This is a genomic window from Flavobacterium sp. LC2016-13, assembly GCF_009707955.1.
Taxonomy (GTDB): Bacteria; Bacteroidota; Bacteroidia; order Flavobacteriales; family Flavobacteriaceae; genus Flavobacterium.
This window is the reverse complement of sequence record NZ_WMDQ01000005.1, coordinates 285,867-304,804: the sequence shown is the minus strand read 5'-3', so window position 1 is coordinate 304,804 and position 18,938 is coordinate 285,867. Positions and strand designations below refer to the sequence as shown.

The following is an 18,938-nucleotide window of genomic DNA, read 5'->3' as shown; positions in this document are numbered from 1 at the left end:
CGACGATTACAATAGTTTGCTTTGTTTCGTATCTTTTTTATATCATTAAAAAGATAAAATTTAATTTTAGTACAGAGATATCCAACAAGCAATTATTCGAATCTTCGTTTCATTTTTTTATATCAATATCCTCTTTCTCCTTAATAATTTTTGCAGATCGTTTTATTGTAGAGCATAAATATACATTTGAAAAGTTTGGAGATTTCTTTTATTTGAGCACTTTTTTTTTGGCGCCATTTTCTATTATTCAAAGTTATATTGGGTTTAAACAGTTGATTTATTTCAAGAATAATTTTGTAAAAAAGGATTTTCAAAAATTCTTAATAAAAGTACTCTTATTTGGAATCATGATGTCAATTTGTTTATGCACAATTACATTTTTACTCCATTATTTTAAAGTAATCAAATTTCCTTTCGATCAATATTTAAGCATTATTATTTTGCTTTTACTTACAGGAATAATAAGGTTATATGCATCATCTGTAAGTGCCGCATTTGAAGCAAAAACATCTATAAAAACATTAAGAAAATCCAATTTATGGATTGTCATTATTACAATCTTTATTTTATTATTTACTTTTATTTTTGTTGATTCAATAGAGATGATAACAATAAACATAATTATCGTCTGGTTTTTAAGGAGTATAATTTGTAAACAAATGCTTTATAATCAAATTAAAAATGAAAAATAAATGAATACGCCGTTATCAAAAATATATACATTTCTGTTTTATGTCGGGCTCTTCTTTTTTTCATTTAATGAATATAGAGGCATTTCATTTTTAGGTGAATTTAAAACAGAATCCGGAGCTATTTTTTTTCTTTTAGGTTTCTTAGTTTTAATTGTTGAATGTATAGCACAAAAAAAAATAGCTGTTCCTTATAAAAGTACACTTTTTCAATTATTAGTATTCTTTTTACTCTGGTGTTTTATAACGACCTTATTAAATGGAAAGACTGTTTTTTATAGTTACTTTAAGCATACCGGTGGTTTTAATCGCTTTTTGAGACAATATTTTGCTGTGTTACTCTCTTGTATTTTTTTCTTTTTACTGTACTGGAATGTTATTTATAAAATGAAAGTTTCTGATATTCTTTTAAAAATAAGAAAGGTATTTTTACTGTCATTAATAGTAGCATTTACTTACGGATTTCTAGAGACATTAGTTGTAATTTTTGGTTTTGGATTTTTATTCCCTGTTCTAAAATTATTCAGTTATTTTCCTTTTTTAGAAGTTAAGCTTCATTCTGCTGAAAGAATTTCATCGATTGCATACGAACCCCCTTTTTTGGCCATTTATCTTATAACTATTTCTGGTTGGATGTTTAGTTATATTCTAACACATAAAAGTCCGTTTAAGTTTTTACCAGCTTTTGCGATTTTATTTTTAACCTATTTTTCTGGCTCGAGAACTGGACTTGTAGTTGTTATTATTCAGCTATTTTTATTTTGCAGTTTTTTGTACAAAGACCCACGTTTTAAATCGTATATATTAAAATCTATCATCGGATTTGGGTTAGTTTTTTGTTTTTTACTTCTTTTTAACGGAGAAAAAATAGTAAATTCTATAAGCAAAAAAGTCGATACTTTAGATTTTAAAAAGAATCTCACCAAAAATGTATCCAATCAATCAAGATTTGGTATGCAGTATGCAGCACTGCAGGTTTTTTTAGAAAATCCTATTATTGGAGTAGGTTTTGGACAGCAGGCATATCATATTAGAACTCATTATCCGATCTGGGCAACAAGAAATAACTACGAATTCGAACTTCTCTACAAAAACAAAAACGAAAAATCTTTTCCACCAGGATATAATATTTATACCCGCTTACTTGCCGAAACAGGATTAGTTGGCATTGGTTTTTTTTTAATACTGATTTATTTTTCTTTGAAAGAAACCAAATCTTTATTGAAAAAAGCAAAAGATGAAGAAAAAGTGTTATTGATAATTATTTTAATTTCTCTTGTAGGATTATATATAAATTGGTTTCAAATAGATACTTTTAGAATGTATGGTGTTTGGTTGAGTTTAGTTATTTTGATTCGAATGAGATACAAACCATTAAATTTAAATGATGAATAAAATTCTTGTTTTAATTCCACATTATAATAATATAGAAGGTTTGTTAAAATCATTAAAATCTATAGATGCAGATGAAAATTCAGATGTATTAATTGTTGATGATGGAAGTACAGTTATTTTAGACAAAGATTTAATTTCTGAAGAATTTAAAGCAAATGGAAAAATTCTGTTCAAAATTTTAGAAAAAAACGAAGGAATAGAATCAGCGCTGAATAACGGATTAAAAATAGCACAAGCTAATAAATACGAATATGTTGCAAGATTAGATTGCGGCGATATTTGTTTGGGAAAAAGATTTCAGATCCAGTCTCAATTTTTAAAAGAAAATCCCGAAATTAAAATTGTCGGTTCAAATGTATTGGCTGTAGATTGTGACAATAAATTCTTATATGCAATCAATCTTCCGTTGAATCATAAAGATATAGAAAAGAAAATGTATTTCAATTCAATGCTTATTCATCCTGCAATAATGTTTTGTACTTCTATAATAGAAACAATTGGTTATTATCCTACAAAGTATAAATCTGCAGAAGATTATGCTTTCTTTTTTGCTATTTTAAAAAAATATAAGATGGCAAACATAAAAGAATATTTAACACAAATAGAAATAAACGAAAAAGGGATTTCTTTGCAAAAAAGAAAGCAACAGGTAAAAAGCAGAATACAGATTATAAAAGACAATTTTTATTTTGGATGGTATCCAATTTATGGTCTCTTTAGAAATTTTATATTACTTATTTTGCCCTACAGGATAATTTTAACAATCAAAAAAATGAAGAAAAATGCTTAATATATTAAAAAAGAACGGTTTCGAATTTCTTACCTATGGTTTGATATTATCGCTTTTTTTTTCAAAAGCGATTCCTAATATTATTTTAGGAATTTTAGCGCTATGGGTCATTATTGATTTTAGGACTGTACAGAGACCAAAGTTTCAATTTTCATCAAGTAATTTTTTAGGGGTATTAGTAGTTTTTTTAAGTTTAAAATCAATCTTTTTTGGAACAATTGGCTATGATTTAAAAGTTTATAAAGGCTTGTTATTAATCTTTTTATTATCAATTGTTTTGCAAAGAATCAAGAATACAGATAAATTAAAAACAGTTATTTTATGCTCTATAACTCTTGTCGTTTTGAGTTCATTTTTTTTAATATCATTGTATTATTTTAAAAACAAAGATCTTCCTTTTTCTAATACAGCTGAGGCTAATGAGCTACTATTATTAGAACGTCCCTATATTGGTTTTATTGCTGTTTTGGGTATTTTTTTAGCTATTGAAAAAGCAATTTTAAATCCATCTTTTAAAACAATATGGTTCATTAACGCAATATTATTATTTATATTTATTATTCTCATTTCGGCAAGAATCTCACTTATAACATTATTTTTATTAACGATAGTTTATCTACTGTTTTATCTTAAAGTTAGTAAGTTAAAAAAGGCTGTTATTTTAATAAGCTTAGTGATGGGATTTGGAGTTTTAGTTTTTACAAATAAAAATATCTCAGAACGTTTTTTTATAAAAAGTAACATCTCAGAATCTTTAAAAACAGCATCAGATTATGAGCCAAGAATAGTAATTTGGGATTGTGCCTATCAAATGACAAAAGAAAATAGTTTTAATTTTTTTATAGGTTTTGACAGCTATAGCATCATTGAAAAAAACTTTACAGATTGCTATTCTTCAAAAATTGATAATGAGTCGAAACGAGAATATTTTCTGTTCGAAAAATTTAATTCACATAATCAGTTTATTGATTTTTATTTAATTGGAGGAATTATAACGTTTTTAATCTTTGCAGCTTTTTTTATAAAATTACTATTTGAAGTTAAATCTGATTTTTACAAAGTAGCAATAGTAGTTTCATTCTTGCTTTTTTTTATAGTTGAAAATATATTTTACAGACAGTTTGGATGTTATTTGTTTGGTTTATTTATACTAATTTTACCCCATAATAAATTAGATGAAGAAAATTAAAATTGCACACATTCTCCATTCTGTAGGAGGAGTTGATGTTTCTTTGAGACAGATACTCCACAATTTGGATACTGAGAATTTTGAAAACATTATAATTCATGGAGATTCTGATACTGAAAATGAATTTGTAAATAAAGATTCAAAACCAGTTATTCATTATAAATTGTCAATTCATAGAGAGATATCTTTAATACAGGATTTAAAGGCAACTTTAAAAGCATTGAAAATCATTCGTAGAGAAAAACCAGATTTAATACATTCACATAGTACAAAAGGAGGAGTAATTGGTAGAATTGTTGGTTTTTTAACGGGAACAAAAGTTTTACATACGCCGCAGGCATTTTCTTTTTTGAGTGCAGAGAGCAAAATTAAAAGGTTGGTTTTTCTAAAAATTGAAAAATTGCTCTCCAAAGGAAAAGCAATTTTACTTGCGTGTTCTCAATCTGAACTAAATAGAGCGATAAATGAAGTTGGTTTTCCAAAATCGAAAACAAATCTTTTTAACAATGCAATAGAGCCAATTGAAAAAATATTTGATCTATCAATACCCAAAACATGGCCCGATCAATATCTTTGTACAGTAGGAAGACCGTGTTATCAAAAAAATATCGAAGAATTGATAGAAGTTTTATATGAACTTAATAAAAATGTAGATGTACATTTGGTAATTTTAGGATTAGGACATCATGCAGATCATGTTAAGCAAGTTGAAAACTTAATTACTAAACTAAACTTAATAGATAAAGTAACATTATTAAACTGGACGACGAGAGAAGATGTTTTGAATATTATAAGTAAATCAAAAGTGTATCTTTCTACAGCCAGATACGAAGGGCTTCCTTATTCAATTATTGAAAGTTTAGCGTTATCAATTCCTTGTGTTGTTTCTGATTGCGATGGAAACAGAGATTTGATTTTTAACCATTATAATGGTTATTGTATTAAAAAAAACAATGTATTAGAATTTACTAAAAAGATAAATATTTTACTTCAAGATCAAAAATTGTATGATGAGTTTTCAAAGAATGCAAAAGACACATTTGAAAATCATCATAATATTTATAAAAAAATAAAAGACCTAGAATCTATCTATAGAGATCAATTAAAATAATATGAAAAGAATACTTATCACCGGAGCAGCGGGTTTTTTAGGATCACATTTATGCGATCGGTTTATTAAAGAAGGTTATTTTGTTATCGGAATGGATAATTTGATTACTGGAGATCTTAAAAACATAGAGCATTTATTCAAATTAGAACACTTTGAATTTTACCATCATGATATTACTAAATTCGTTCATATTCCGGGTGATTTAGATTATATATTACATTTTGCCTCTCCGGCAAGTCCAATAGATTATTTAAAAATTCCGATTCAAACCTTAAAAGTGGGATCATTAGGAACGCATAATCTGTTAGGTTTGGCCCGAGTAAAAAAAGCCCGAATTTTGATCGCTTCGACTTCAGAAGTTTATGGAGACCCTTTGGTTCATCCGCAAACAGAAGAATACTACGGAAACGTAAATACCATTGGACCAAGAGGTGTTTATGATGAAGCAAAACGTTTTCAGGAATCGATAACAATGGCGTATCACACATTTCATGGTGTCGAAACCAGAATTGTGCGTATTTTTAATACTTACGGACCAAGAATGCGTTTAAACGACGGACGTGTTATTCCTGCGTTTATTGGCCAGGCATTACGAGGAGAAGATTTAACAATTTTTGGAGACGGTATGCAAACCCGCTCTTTCTGTTACGTCGACGATCAGGTTGAAGGTATTTTCAGATTACTACATTCTGATTATGTGTATCCGGTAAATATTGGAAATCCTGACGAAATCACAATTAAAGATTTTGCAGAAGAAATTATAAAACTAACAGGAACGAATCAAAAAGTAGTATATCATCCTTTACCAATAAACGATCCTTTGCAACGTCAGCCAGACACAACAAAAGCAAAAGAATTGCTGGGTTGGGAAGCAAAAGTAAGCCGTTCTGAAGGAATGAAAATTACATACGATTATTTTAGATCTCTTTCTAAAGAAGAACTTTCTAAAGAAGAACATAAAGATTTTTCGAATTACATAAAATAGTATTAGAGAAAACAATTTATGACAATGTTTCAAACAGGAAGATACTCAAAATATATAAGGCCAATCAGTATTTTAATCGATCTGATGGTAATTGCTATTTTGAGTTTTTTTGTTTTTAAAGAATTAGTTGCAAATATTTTTTTGTTTGTTTTTTACCAATATTTAGGATGGAGCTTAATTGCTTTTTCTATAAAATTTTACGACGTTTATCGATTCACGCCACCAGTTGTAATTGCTTCAAAAATATTCAGGCAAGCGATCTTATTTCTTTTGGTTGTAATTGCTTTTTTTCCATTTTCCAGACAGGCGATTTTTAACCAAAAAGCCATTGCAATATTTGCGTTTTCAGCCATAGTATTGGTAAGTATTTTTAAATTCTCGTTGTTTTTTTATTTAAAAAAATACAGAATAATAACGGGAAGTAATTATCGAATTGCTGTAATTATTGGATTTACACCAGAAGCAATTCGGTTAAAAAATCTATTTGAAACAAGAAAAGATTATGGATATCGTTTTCTGGGATATTTTTCAGATAAAAAAGAAAACCAAGAGATTACAGGTAAATTAGAAGATTTAAAACCTTTTGTTCTCGCAAATTCTGTTGACGAAATTTATTGTTCCTTGCACGAAGTATCAAACAATTACCTGAAAGGACTAATTGATTTTGCTTATGAAAACAATAAAGTCATAAAATTTATTCCGGATACAAAAGAGATTTTCTCAAAAAATTTGAAAATAGATTATTACGATTTATTTCCCGTGCTTTCGCTGAAACAAACAATATTGAACGAGCCGGCAATTAAAATTTTAAAACGTTTTTTTGATATCATATTCTCTATTATAGTCATTGTTTTTTTATTATCATGGATATATCCATTATTAGGAATTTTGATAAAACTAGAATCTAAAGGCCCTGTTTTTTTTAAACAAGGAAGACCTGGAATAGATGAAAACGAATTTATTTGTTATAAATTCCGTTCTATGAAAATGAATAAAACAACAGAGAAAGAAGCCTCAAAAGATGATCCGCGCGTTACAGTAATTGGTAAATTCATGAGAAAAACCAGTATTGATGAACTGCCACAATTTATCAATGTTTTACTGGGAGATATGTCAGTTGTTGGACCAAGACCACATCTTTGGTCACAAAATAAAGAATACGGAAAGAAACTAAAAAAATACATAATTCGCCATTCTGTTAAACCGGGAATTACCGGATTAGCACAAGTAAGTGGTTTTAGAGGAGAAATAACGACAGAAAGAGATATGGTAAACAGAATAAAATTTGATGTTTTTTATATCGAAAACTGGTCTCTTATTTTAGATTTAAAAATAATTTCTCAAACAGTAATAAATATTTTCAAAGGCGATAAAAAAGCATATTAATGAGTGAATTAGTTTCGATTATAACGCCAACATTTAACGCAGAAAAATATATTCGCGCAACATTACAATCTGTACTGGATCAAAGTTATCAAAACTGGGAAATGATTTTGGTAGATGACGGATCAACAGATGAAACCGTAAAAATTATTGAAAATTTTGCGGAGAAAGATCAACGAATAAAACTTTTTAAATTACTTAAAAACTCCGGAAATGGTTTCGCCAGAAATGTAGCTTTAGAAAAAGCAACCGGAAAATATATTGCTTATTTAGACGCTGATGATTTGTGGTTCCCGATGAAATTAGAAAAGCAAATTCAGTTTTTGAAAGAAAAAAATTTACCGTTTACGTTTAGTTTTTATGATTGTATTGATGAAGAAGGCAATAATTTAAACAGAAGAGTAGAAGCGCCATTAATACTAACTTATAATCAATTGTTTTTTTGCAATTATGTTGGGAATTTAACTGCTATTTACGATACAGAATATTTCGGAAAAATTGTAATTGAAGCGACACAAAAAAGACAAGACTGGCGTTTATGGCTTACGATTTTAAAACAAATCAAAGAAACAAAACCAGTTCCAGAACCATTGGCTTTTTACAGAATTAGAAAAGATTCAATTTCGTCTTCAAAATTTAAATTGATAAAACATAATTTTGGTGTTTATCGAGATTTTCACGGTTATAATTTCGTAAGTTCTGTTTTCTTGATGATACGGTTTTTATTTACTCAATTGGTTATTAAACCAAGATATATAAAGAATTAAGAAACTATTTTTTATAACCAATTTTTACTCTTTCAACTTCATTTTCTTTTTTCTCTGTCAATTCATCCAGATAAGAAAAAACCAATTCTATGTTTTTATCATGATTCTCTAACTTCTTTTGTCCCGAGGCTTCGGGATGCTGAATATCAACTTTGATTTCTGTAGTATCCAAAAGCATTTGTCTCACTTTCGTAAAAATACGCATAATTTGAATATTGGTTTGAATTGCTTTGTCACTATTCAAAACACTTGATAGCATTAAAACACCATGCTCGGTAAATGCCATTGGTACATAACGTAATCCCATCTTTTCAGAATTGGAGGTCGCAATTTGCGACCTCCAATTTTCAAATTCTATTTTGGTAAGCTCAAACATAAAGTCTTCAGGAAAACGGATTCGATTCCTTTTTACTTGTTCTTTTAATCTTTTTGTTTCTATTCCGTAAAGGATTGCCAAGTCACGATCAAGCATCACTTTTTGGCCGCGAATAAAATATATTTTAGTAGAAATAGCTTCTTCAGAAAGCAGAGATTGATCATCCATGAGTTTTTAACTAAAAAAACAAATGTAAGATTTTATTTATGTTTATAAATACGATTTAAACTGTTTTAATTTACCACGATTGGTTCTTTCTAAAACTGTTTTTCGAGTAAAAGTGAAGTTTAAATTGGGTTCAAGATACAACTCAATAGCCTCTTTTATTTTCTGAATTTGAGTCGAATCTAATTCTTTTTCAGAGACATATTCAATTTCAAAAACATCTAATTTTGTTTGCTTGATGATAAACTCTTTTACATTTCCATCATCTTCAATAATACTTTTGGTTACATAATAAAAAGTTAAACCTGGCGATTTTTTTCCGCTTGGCAAGATGGCAACATCATTCGTTCTCCCAATTAATGTTTTTAGAATTGGTTTTTGTAGTGTACTTTTTTCGTCTAAAATTCCAATATCGCCAATTTCATACCTGATAAACGGATTTGCTTTATTGAACAAAGAAGTAATTACAATTCGGCCTTCTTTCCCGTAAGGAAGAGCTTTATTATTTTCATCTAAAATTTCAATAAAAAGCGTTTCTGCATTAACTTGCCATTCTCCTTTTGTATTTTCAAAAGCAATCAAATCAAGTTCTGAAGCCCCATATTCATTGATAATTGGAATTCCAAATTGTTTTTCCAAGAGTTTTTTATCCGATTCAAAAAGCATTTCCGAAGTAACAAAACAAGCTTTTAGAGTTGGACAAATTTGGTTTAAAATGATATTTTTCTGCTCTAAATATTTGGCAAATAAAACAATAGAACTTGTATAACCGTTGAGGTAATCGAATTTTTTGGTTTTGAATTTTTTTAGAAACTTTTCCAGGATTTCATCAGATAAATCGAAAACAGGGAATCGAAAACGGCCACTCAAAAAATCCTTAAAACGTTCTTTTTGATATCCAACAAAATCCATCGGAATGCCATAAAAACGAGCTTGATAGGAATGATTAAAATCAATGCCAAACCATCCAAAACGCATTATATTTGAAGCCCAGGTTAAGGCGTGCGAATATTTATCTTTTGCAAAAACAAAAGGTGTTCCGCTTGATCCGGAAGTTTTGTTGAGGTAAACATTTTTTAAAGTATATCCTTTTGAAAGTCTTTCTTCGAGGGGTTTTTGTAGATTATGCTTGTTAAGAATTGGCAAATCTTCCCAATTTGGAACTGTTTTATTTCCGACTAATTCCTTATAAAAGGAGTTGTTTTTTAAATGAAAATCAACAATTTCGTCTTTTTTGTTTTGAAGGAAAACAGCGAAATCTTCTTCAGATAAATGCACAATTCGATTCAATTCGGCTTTAGCCTTTTGGATTGGAAAACCATTTAATTTTAATGAAAGATCGAAAAGTGACAGCATTTTTTGAGAATAAATTTTCATCAAAAATAATATTTACCAATTACTAACAGAGAAGAATCAACAACTTTTTAAGATTTAATTATTTTTTACGTACAAAAGCAATTATTTTTGCACCACAACTAAATACAACTATACCATGACAATTTTATTATTGGGATCAGGAGGAAGAGAACATGCATTTGCATGGAAAATGATTCAAAGCCCACTTTGCGAAAAACTTTTTGTTGCACCAGGAAATGCGGGAACAGCTGCAATTGCTGAAAATGTAGCAATTGCTCCAACCGATTTTGAAGCAATAAAAGCATTAGTGCTTAAAGAAAATATAAGCTTAGTAGTCGTAGGCCCAGAAGATCCGTTGGTAAAAGGTATTTATGATTATTTTAAAAACGACGAAAGTTTAAAAAATATCCCAGTAATTGGCCCATCAAAATTAGGAGCTCAATTAGAAGGAAGTAAAGAATTTGCAAAAGAGTTTTTGATCAAACATAAAATTCCAACTGCAGCTTATGACAGTTTTACTGCCGAAACAGTTGAAGAAGGATGTAAATTTCTAGAAACATTACAGCCTCCATTCGTTTTAAAAGCCGATGGTTTAGCTGCCGGAAAAGGTGTTTTGATTATTCAGGATCTTGAAGAAGCGAAAACTGAATTAAGAAATATGCTGGTTCACCAAAAATTTGGAGCAGCAAGTTCAAAAGTAGTTATTGAAGAATTTTTGGACGGAATAGAATTAAGCTGTTTTGTATTGACAGACGGAAAAAGCTATAAAATTCTTCCAACTGCAAAAGATTACAAAAGAATTGGTGAAGGCGATACAGGATTAAACACAGGTGGAATGGGAGCAGTTTCTCCAGTTCCTTATGTTGATGCTGTTTTGATGGAAAAAATCGAAACGCGTATCGTAAAACCAACAATTGAAGGTTTCCAGAAAGACGGAATCGAATATAAAGGTTTTGTATTTATTGGTTTGATTAATGTAAAAAATGAACCAATCGTTATTGAATACAATGTGAGAATGGGAGATCCTGAAACTGAAGTTGTGGTTCCGAGACTAAAATCTGACTTGGTTGAATTATTCCTTTCAGTGGCAAATCAAAAATTAGATACTTTCGAATTAGAAATTGATCCCAGAAGTGCAACCACAATTATGGTAGTTTCTGGCGGATATCCTGAAGATTTTGAGAAAGGAAAAGTTATTACAGGACTAGAAAATATTACAGATTCGATAGTTTTTCACGCTGGAACAAAATTAGATGACGAAAATGTCGTTAGTAATGGAGGACGTGTTTTGACTGTAACATCATATGGAGACGATTTTCAACAGGCCATAAAAAAATCTTACCAAAATATAGATAAACTAAATTTTGATAAGATGTATTTTAGAAAAGATATTGGCTTCGACTTACTTTAAGAAAGAGTGAGCAGTTGTATCTTGGTTTTCTGTTCCGGCGTCATCAAAAATGCGTAATTGTTTAATCCAATAAACAATTGCGCTTGCGCAGATGATCATAAAAATCCAGTTAATTGTGTTTGCACCAAACCACGTAATTGGTTCTAAACGACGTAAAAAGTCAAGTGGAGCAAATAAAATGTTAACGAACAAGTATTGTATTCCTTCAAAAAAAGCTGTCATAATTTATAAAATTATATGTTATTATTGTTTTGTAACGCATTGAAGACAAAATCCATTTAATAGAATCTTTTTTCAACTTGTTGGTTTTCCTTTTTAAACAAGTATTATATTTACAATCACAAAAGTATAAAATATCCTTATGATAACAAGTGTTTTTAGAAAATCTACACCATTAAATTATTCGTTGGTTGTAATTTTAATACTGGTTTTCTTTTTTCTCTTTCAATTTCAGGATTCTTCCTGGATGAGTTCTTCTTTTTTGATGTTTCAAAAAATGAGTTTGCTGTGTTTTATATTTGCCTCATTTTTCCTTATTAATTTTATCGTAAAAAAGAACGGGCTCAGTAAAGACAATGGTTATTCGATATTTTTCTATTTACTTTTTATATTGTTTTTTCCAACGATATTTAATAATCCAAATGTAATATATGCTAACTTTTTTATTTTGTTAGCACTTAGAAGATTGATTTCTATACAATCTTTAAAAGCTTCAAAAGAAAAAATATTCGATGCTTCTTTTTGGATTTTAATAGCTTCTTTATTTCAATTTTGGTGTGTACTATTCTTGATATTGGTTTTTATATCGATTATTTTTCACGTTTCTCGCGATTATAGAAACTGGGTTTTGCCTTTTATAGCACTTATGGCTGTTGCAGTTATTTTTATATTGATATCATTAATCTTTCATATTGATGCTATTGAGTTTTTTGAAAAACGCGCAGTAATGAATTTTAATATTGATTATTTTAAAAATAATTACGAAAACGGAGCACTTTCAATATATGTTGCCGTTGCCTTATTTTTTGTGTTTTCAATGTTAACAACCTTATCAAACAGACCTCAAATCGTTCATAGTTCATACAAAAAAATCGTAGCTTGTTTTTTTATAGCAGGCCTTGTTTTTATTGTTTCCCCTAATAAAAGTAATGATTTATTATTGTTTAGTATTGCGCCTTTAACTATGATGGCATCAAGTCATGTAGAATATATTCAACAAAAATTAAACAACGAAATTGTATTTTATGCACTAATTGCGTGTAGTTTATTTACTTTTTTCTCTCAGTTATAATTTACTTCCGTAGGCAAGATCGCCGGCATCGCCAAGCCCGGGCACGATGTAGTTTTTCTCATTTAATTTCTCGTCTAAAGAAGCAACCCATAAATGGCAATTTTCTGGAAGATGCTTGTCAAGATGTGCAATTCCTTCCGGAGCAGCGATAACAACTACAATATGAATTTCGTTTGGAGTAGCATTCTGAACTAGTTTTTCGTGAACCGCTACTATAGATTGGCCTGTTGCCAACATTGGATCAAGAAGCAAAACCGTTTTATTGTTTATGTTTGAAAGAGCTTGATATTCGACTAAAATTTCAAATTCATCATCGTTATTTGGATGATGTCTGCAAGCCGAAACAAAACTGTTTTCCGCATGATCAAAATAATTCAAAAAACCATTATGAAGCGGTAATCCTGCTCTTAAAATCGAACATAAAACTAAATCGTCGTTTATTTCGGTTGTTTTTTTGATTCCTAGCGGAGTCTGGATTTCGACATTTTTATACGACAAATCTTTACTTAGTTCATACGCCATAATTTCGCCAATTCGTTCTATATTTTTTCGAAACCGCATGCTGTCGCCCTGAACATTTATATTTCTGATTTGACCTAAAAAATGATTCAATACGCTATTATTTTCAGAGATATAATGAATTTTCATAATGAAATTTTAGAATTGTTAATATACACGAAACATTGTAAATGAAAAATTAAGCAATTTTTTCGCACTATAAAAGTATAAAAAGTATCTTTGTATCAATAAAAAATAAAGACATGTTTTCAAAATTAGCATATTCTGTTTTCGAACAAAGCATCAAAGATTATCATCAATTTGATAATGTTGACCAACCTATAAGCAATCCGTATCCAAAAGATAAATTCGAACACTTACTATATTTAAAAAATTGGATTGACACTGTTCAATGGCATTTTGAAGATATTATTCGTGATCCGCAAATTGATCCTGTAGCAGCTTTAACTTTAAAAAGAAGAATCGATGCGTCTAACCAGGAACGTACAGATATGGTTGAATATATTGACAGCTACTTTTTGCAAAAATACAGCGATGTAAAAGCAAAAGACGGAGCAAAAATCAATTCTGAAAGTCCTGCTTGGGCTTTTGACAGATTGTCTATTTTGGCTTTGAAAATTTATCACATGCAAGAAGAAGCTACTCGTGCAGAGGCTTCGCAAGAGCATAGAGATAAATGTCAGGAAAAATTAAATATTCTTTTAGAACAAAGAAGCGATTTATCAACTGCAATTGATGATTTACTTACAGACATTGAAAAAGGAGAAAAATTCATGAAAGTGTACAAACAAATGAAAATGTACAACGACGATGATTTGAATCCTGTTTTATATCAAAACAAAAAATAATTGGCAAAATTGTCCAATAAAATTAAGCATATAGCCGTCATGAGACTTTCTGCAATGGGAGATGTCGCCATGACGGTTCCTGTTTTACGTGCTTTTGTAAAACAGTATCCGGAGGTTAAATTGACGGTAATTTCACGTCCTTTTTTTAAGCCATTTTTTGACGGAATTCCGAATCTTGAATTTTTTGCTTTTGATGAAAAAGAGCGTCACAAAGGTTTTAAAGGACTTTTGAGATTATTTCAAGATGTGAAACAACTCAAAATCGATGCTTTTGCAGATCTTCATAATGTTTTAAGATCTAAAATTGTGAGTTTGCTTTTCGCTTTAAGCGGAAAAAAAAGAGCTACAGTTGATAAAGGAAGAGAAGGTAAAAAAGAATTAACCCAGGCCGAAAATAAAATTTTTAAACAATTGCCAACAATGTTCGAAAGACATGCAAAAGTGTTTGAAGAACTTGGTTTTCCTTTAAATTTATCGAATCCGACATTTCCTGAAAAAGCAATTTTAAGTTCCGATATTTTAGAAATCATTGGAAATGAAAATCAAAAATTGATTGGAATTGCTCCTTTTGCGCAATATGATTCTAAAGTTTATCCAATAGATTTAATGACAGAAGTTATTGCAAAATTAGCAGAGAATTCATCGCATAAAATTTTACTTTTTGGAGGAGGAAAAAAAGAAATCGAAATTTTAGATTCAGTTTCAAAACCTTTTGAAAATGTAATTAATATGGCTGGTAAAATTAAATTTCAGCAGGAATTACAATTAATCAGTAATCTTAATGTTATGCTTTCTATGGATTCCGGAAATGCGCATATTGCAGCAATGCTAGGCGTAAAAGTAATTACGCTTTGGGGCGCGACACATCCTTACGCAGGATTTTTGCCATTCAATCAAAGTTTAGAAAATGCCTTAACTTCAGATAGAAATCAATATCCAAAAATTCCAACTTCAGTTTATGGAAATAAAATTGTAGAAGGATATGAAGATGCGATGCGAAGTATATCTCCAAACGAAATAGTTCAGAAAATACAATTAAGCATATAATCCATTTGAATCATGGAGAAAATATCCAATTGTTTTCTTTTTATTTCTGTTAGCAACAATTACAACAAAACGATCTTCTTTTTCTGTAGACAGCAAAATATGCTCAAAATCGTCAGTTGAATTTCTGTAGATTTTATGAACTAATTGCGACTCTTTAATTTTGTGTGATAGTATTTTAGCAGCTTTTAGTTTACTGATATAAGGCCATATATTAAAAATACTTTGATCAGAAGCTGTTACTTCAGTCATTTTCCCAATCATTGTTGCGTTATACTTTTCTTCAGTAAGTAATTTGGGCCCTTTTTTATTTCGTTGCTTTTTAATTATATAATAAACGCAAAATGAAGCTGTTATTACAAAAAGTACTATAAATGATAAACGGAGGAAGTGATGCATTGCCATAATATTTAATGTTTAAACGTTGACAAATTTATTTAGCTACAAACCTACAGAAGACGATGAGATTGCGATTACTATAATTTCACCTCTAATATAATAAATATTCAGCAATATTTTAATAAAAATTTGTTTTTATTGTAATTCAAATTATAACCAAATTTTTTCTTCGCGGCATCTGCTATGAATATAATTTTTAAGGTTTGATATAGTAGATTGATAATCAGGTGCTTCATAACCAAATCTTTCATGTTCCATTTGTTCCTTTTCAATCGCGTTACATCCTTTTATGACTTCTTTGAGCATATCCAGCATGGCGAGCTCTTTATTGCTGGTTTTCTGAAATTTAAAGTCTACAATTTCATCCTGCAATTCTTCACAATATTCTACAAGCTTTTCAACTTCAGGTTCATTAAGAAGATATTCTTTACTTTTAAAAATGTCTCGTACTGATTTCATAAATAAAATTCCAATTTAGACAAAGATTAAGAATAATAAACAAACAAAAAAAATTCCAAATCCCAATTATAAAGCTGGAATTTGGAATTTTTTATTTTAGAATTTCAACAACTAAACATCATCATAATCTACATAAATAGACTCTGATGTTGGGTGCGCCTGACAAGTTAAAATCAAGCCTGATGCGATTTCTTTATCTGTCAAAATAGAATTTTTAGTCATTTCTGCAGTTCCAGAAGTTACACGAGCTAAACAGCTGCTGCAAATTCCGCCCTGACAAGAATACGGAGCGTCAATTCCTTGTTTTAGCGCTGCATCAAGAATAGTTTGTTTTTGAGACATTTCGAAAGAAACTTCATCATCATCAACCAAAACCGTGATTTTTGTATGTCCTTCTAGTGAAGTTTTAATTTCATGTTCCTGAGATGAAGAAGTAAAAAGCTCAAACTTAATAGCAGATTCTTTTACATTTTTCTCCTTCAAAATTCCGGAAACAGTATTGATCATTTCTTCCGGTCCGCACAAATAAAATTTATCAAACTGTAATTCTTTGTGTTTGTTATTCAACACAAAATTCACTGCTGATTTTTCGATTCTGCCAAACAAAGCATTTTCAGCTTTAGCCTGACTATATACATAATGCACGAAAAAACGACCTACATATTGCAATTGCAAATCGTGTAGTTCCTGATGAAAAATAGTTGCCTCAGGAGTTCTGTTTCCGTAAACCAATACAAATGAACTTTTTGGTTCCCCTTTTAAAACAGATTTTATAATAGAAAGAACAGGAGTAATCCCGCTTCCGGCAACAAAAGCAGCATAATTTCTTTGTCTTTCAGCCTCAGGCTCAAAAGTAAATTTCCCTTCCGGTTGTCCTACTTCAAGAACATCTCCCGCTTTTAATTTTGTATTAGCAAACTGAGAAAAAAGTCCGTTTTTTACCGCTTTTACCGCAATTCGTAATTCACCACTTTCCGGTGCTGAACAAATCGAATAGGCACGACGAATTTCTTGATTATCAAGTGTTAACTTTAAATTGATGTATTGTCCAGCTATAAATTTATAATCTGATTTTAGTTCTTCAGGAACATTAAAAAGAACAGAAACGGCATCGGCAGTTTCGCGTTTTACCTCTTTAATTATAAGTTTTAAAAATGAAGGCATGATTGTATATTTTATGCAAAAGTAGCAAACGGAGATTAAATGACAGGCACTAAAATATTATTTTTAACTTTTTTTGTAACGTTTTCTTACATTTGATCTCTTACTACAAAACTAAAAACCAAACAACCATGATTAAAAAGTTTATTTATCTTGAATGGAAAGCCTTTACCAGATCTGCATCATTTGGTGCAAATCTCGCTATGAAAATTTTAATAGGTTTTGTAATGATCTATTTTTCTGTACTTTTTATAGGAGCTGGAGTTGGCGCATTTTACATATTAAGAAAATTGAATCTTGAACCTTTAGTTACTATCAACAAATTTTTAATCTATTATTTTTTGTTTGATTTAGTTGTTCGATTATTGATGCAGGCAATTCCGGTACTAAATATTAAACCTTTATTGGTGCTTCCTTTTAAAAAACCAACCATAGTTCATTTCTCCTTAGGAAAAACCGCTTTATCCTTTTTCAATTGGGTTCATGCTCTTTTCTTTCTGCCTTTTTCGATTGTATTGGCAATAGAAGGATATGATATTGTGGGAATCATTTTTTGGCTTTTGGCAATTTTTTCAATAATCTACATCAACAATTTTTTAAATATTATTCTAAGTAATATCGACAAATTATTTGTTGCGTTTATTGTATTAGCGATTGCTTTGGGTGCAGCACAATATTACAAGGTATTTGATATTACAATTTATACAACTCCGTTTTTTCAGGGATTTTATGAGGCAAAAGGACTGTTTTTAATTCCCGTTTTGGTGTTATTGGGATTGTATCAATTTACATTTAAGTATTTCAAAAACAATCTTTTTTTAGATGCCGGACTTTCTAAAAAAGAAGATATTGCTACAACCGAAAATCTTTCCTGGCTGAATCAATTTGGAACTTTAGGAACCTTTCTTAAAAATGATATCAAACTAATCAGAAGAAACAAGAGATCGAAAACGACTATAGTTATGAGTGTTTTCTTTTTGTTTTACGGATTCATCTTTTTTGGAAATACAAGTCAACCTGCAGTAATGCATATTTTTGCGGGAATATTTGTTTCCGGCGGATTTCTATTTGTCTTTGGTCAGTTTGTACCAAGTTGGGATAGTTCATATTACCAATTAATGATGACACAAAATATTCCGTATCGAGGCTATATTACTTCAAAATGGTGGTTGATTGTTATTGCTACTATTATCTCAACAATAATTGCATCGTTTTATCTTTTTTTTGGATGGAAAATTTACCTAACCATTGTTGTTGGCGCAATTTATAATATTGGAGTAAACTCACACTTAGTACTTTTAGGCGGAGCATTTACAAAAACACCAATCGATTTAAGTTCTGCAAGCGGAGCTTTTGGAGACAAAAAAGCTTTTAATGTAAGCGCGATGTTATTAACGCTTCCAAAAATATTATTGCCACTGGCATTATACGGAATTGGACTTTATTTAGGAAATAAAACACTTGGATTACTTTTAGTCGCCGGAGCCGGAGTCTTGGGATTCATATTTAGAAATGCTGTTTTTTCATTAATTGAAAAAAGATATAAAGTCGAAAAATACAGTACAATAAGTGCTTACAAACAGAAAAATTAAACCACACA

20 protein-coding genes are annotated in these 18,938 nt (G+C 29.8%); 12 read left to right on the top strand and 8 right to left on the bottom strand.

From position 1 onward, the window contains the following. Positions 1–418: 418 nt before the first annotated feature. Entirely contained in the window at positions 419–550 is a 132-nt protein-coding gene (locus tag GKZ86_RS25570) for a hypothetical protein (RefSeq protein ID WP_255460045.1), read from the bottom strand. A 142-nt stretch (positions 551–692) separates the two neighbouring features. On the opposite strand from GKZ86_RS25570, the gene GKZ86_RS13025 reads away from it, so the two are divergent. Genes GKZ86_RS13025 through GKZ86_RS12995 form a run of 7 tightly spaced genes read left to right on the top strand, consistent with a single transcriptional unit; the run spans position 693 to position 8,309 of the window. Further along, positions 693–2,084: an O-antigen ligase gene (locus tag GKZ86_RS13025; protein ID WP_154783541.1), complete on the top strand. Its 1,392-nt coding sequence runs from the start codon at positions 693–695 to the stop codon at positions 2,082–2,084. Next, on the top strand, positions 2,074–2,874 hold the full coding sequence (locus tag GKZ86_RS13020) for a glycosyltransferase (protein ID WP_154783540.1): 801 nt from the start codon (positions 2,074–2,076) through the stop codon (positions 2,872–2,874). Before GKZ86_RS13025 ends, GKZ86_RS13020 begins: the two co-directional genes overlap by 11 nt. After that, positions 2,867–4,063 (top strand): O-antigen ligase, encoded by a 1,197-nt coding sequence (locus GKZ86_RS13015; RefSeq protein ID WP_154783539.1) that lies wholly within the window; start codon positions 2,867–2,869, stop codon positions 4,061–4,063. The genes GKZ86_RS13020 and GKZ86_RS13015 overlap by 8 nt, the downstream gene beginning before the upstream one ends. Further along, a complete protein-coding gene (locus GKZ86_RS13010; protein WP_154783538.1) occupies positions 4,050–5,174 on the top strand; it encodes a glycosyltransferase in 1,125 nt (374 codons plus the stop codon). Before GKZ86_RS13015 ends, GKZ86_RS13010 begins: the two co-directional genes overlap by 14 nt. Before the next feature lies 1 nt (position 5,175). Next, complete coding sequence (locus GKZ86_RS13005; RefSeq protein ID WP_053473007.1) at positions 5,176–6,159, top strand: UDP-glucuronic acid decarboxylase family protein; 984 nt, start codon at positions 5,176–5,178, stop codon at positions 6,157–6,159. 18 nt (positions 6,160–6,177) lie between these two features. Continuing rightward, a complete protein-coding gene (locus GKZ86_RS13000) occupies positions 6,178–7,545 on the top strand; it encodes an exopolysaccharide biosynthesis polyprenyl glycosylphosphotransferase (protein ID WP_154783537.1) in 1,368 nt (455 codons plus the stop codon). Further along, complete coding sequence (locus tag GKZ86_RS12995) at positions 7,545–8,309, top strand: glycosyltransferase family 2 protein (RefSeq protein ID WP_154783536.1); 765 nt, start codon at positions 7,545–7,547, stop codon at positions 8,307–8,309. The genes GKZ86_RS13000 and GKZ86_RS12995 overlap by 1 nt, the downstream gene beginning before the upstream one ends. 4 nt (positions 8,310–8,313) lie before the next feature. Here the strand turns inward: GKZ86_RS12995 and GKZ86_RS12990 are convergent, their stop codons facing one another. Together GKZ86_RS12990 and GKZ86_RS12985 are read right to left on the bottom strand one after the other, a co-directional pair. Then, entirely contained in the window at positions 8,314–8,853 is a 540-nt protein-coding gene (locus GKZ86_RS12990) for an ORF6N domain-containing protein (RefSeq protein WP_154783535.1), read from the bottom strand. Between the two features lie 42 nt (positions 8,854–8,895). Then, entirely contained in the window at positions 8,896–10,206 is a 1,311-nt protein-coding gene (locus GKZ86_RS12985; protein ID WP_154783595.1) for a phenylacetate--CoA ligase family protein, read from the bottom strand. Between the two features lie 136 nt (positions 10,207–10,342). On the opposite strand from GKZ86_RS12985, the gene purD reads away from it, so the two are divergent. After that, positions 10,343–11,617 (top strand): phosphoribosylamine--glycine ligase, encoded by a 1,275-nt coding sequence (purD, locus tag GKZ86_RS12980; protein ID WP_154783534.1) that lies wholly within the window; start codon positions 10,343–10,345, stop codon positions 11,615–11,617. Here purD and GKZ86_RS12975 read toward each other — a convergent pair. Then, positions 11,609–11,839 carry a uracil phosphoribosyltransferase gene (locus GKZ86_RS12975; RefSeq protein WP_154783533.1) on the bottom strand — a complete coding sequence of 77 codons (231 nt, stop codon included), beginning with the start codon at positions 11,837–11,839 and terminating at the stop codon, positions 11,609–11,611. The genes purD and GKZ86_RS12975 overlap by 9 nt on opposite strands. Positions 11,840–11,978: 139 nt before the next feature. Here GKZ86_RS12975 and GKZ86_RS12970 point away from each other — a divergent pair, with 139 nt between their 5' ends. Next, on the top strand, positions 11,979–12,908 hold the full coding sequence (locus tag GKZ86_RS12970; protein WP_154783532.1) for a DUF6427 family protein: 930 nt from the start codon (positions 11,979–11,981) through the stop codon (positions 12,906–12,908). Here the strand turns inward: GKZ86_RS12970 and upp are convergent. Continuing rightward, positions 12,903–13,556: a uracil phosphoribosyltransferase gene (upp, locus tag GKZ86_RS12965; protein WP_154783531.1), complete on the bottom strand. Its 654-nt coding sequence runs from the start codon at positions 13,554–13,556 to the stop codon at positions 12,903–12,905. The genes GKZ86_RS12970 and upp overlap by 6 nt on opposite strands. Positions 13,557–13,669: 113 nt before the next feature. On the opposite strand from upp, the gene GKZ86_RS12960 reads away from it, so the two are divergent. Both GKZ86_RS12960 and GKZ86_RS12955 read left to right on the top strand, forming a co-directional pair. Continuing rightward, entirely contained in the window at positions 13,670–14,275 is a 606-nt protein-coding gene (locus GKZ86_RS12960; protein WP_154783530.1) for a DUF4254 domain-containing protein, read from the top strand. 39 nt (positions 14,276–14,314) lie between these two features. Continuing rightward, positions 14,315–15,322, top strand: coding sequence for a glycosyltransferase family 9 protein (locus GKZ86_RS12955; protein WP_154783529.1), 1,008 nt, complete (start codon positions 14,315–14,317; stop codon positions 15,320–15,322). Here the strand turns inward: GKZ86_RS12955 and GKZ86_RS12950 are convergent. From GKZ86_RS12950 to GKZ86_RS12940, 3 genes are all read right to left on the bottom strand, one after another. Beyond that, the gene (locus GKZ86_RS12950) at positions 15,311–15,718 is read right to left on the bottom strand and encodes a hypothetical protein (protein WP_228526525.1); all 408 of its coding nucleotides are present in this window, start codon (positions 15,716–15,718) and stop codon (positions 15,311–15,313) included. The two genes, GKZ86_RS12955 and GKZ86_RS12950, sit on opposite strands and share 12 nt — an antisense overlap. Positions 15,719–15,868: 150 nt before the next feature. Further along, positions 15,869–16,177 carry a hypothetical protein gene (locus GKZ86_RS12945; RefSeq protein ID WP_154783527.1) on the bottom strand — a complete coding sequence of 103 codons (309 nt, stop codon included), beginning with the start codon at positions 16,175–16,177 and terminating at the stop codon, positions 15,869–15,871. 111 nt (positions 16,178–16,288) lie between these two features. Further along, complete coding sequence (locus GKZ86_RS12940; RefSeq protein WP_154783526.1) at positions 16,289–17,341, bottom strand: ferredoxin--NADP reductase; 1,053 nt, start codon at positions 17,339–17,341, stop codon at positions 16,289–16,291. A gap of 128 nt (positions 17,342–17,469) precedes the next feature. Between GKZ86_RS12940 and GKZ86_RS12935 the strand changes: the two genes are divergently transcribed. Next, positions 17,470–18,930, top strand: coding sequence for a DUF5687 family protein (locus tag GKZ86_RS12935; RefSeq protein ID WP_154783525.1), 1,461 nt, complete (start codon positions 17,470–17,472; stop codon positions 18,928–18,930). The last annotated feature ends 8 nt before the right edge of the window (positions 18,931–18,938 follow it).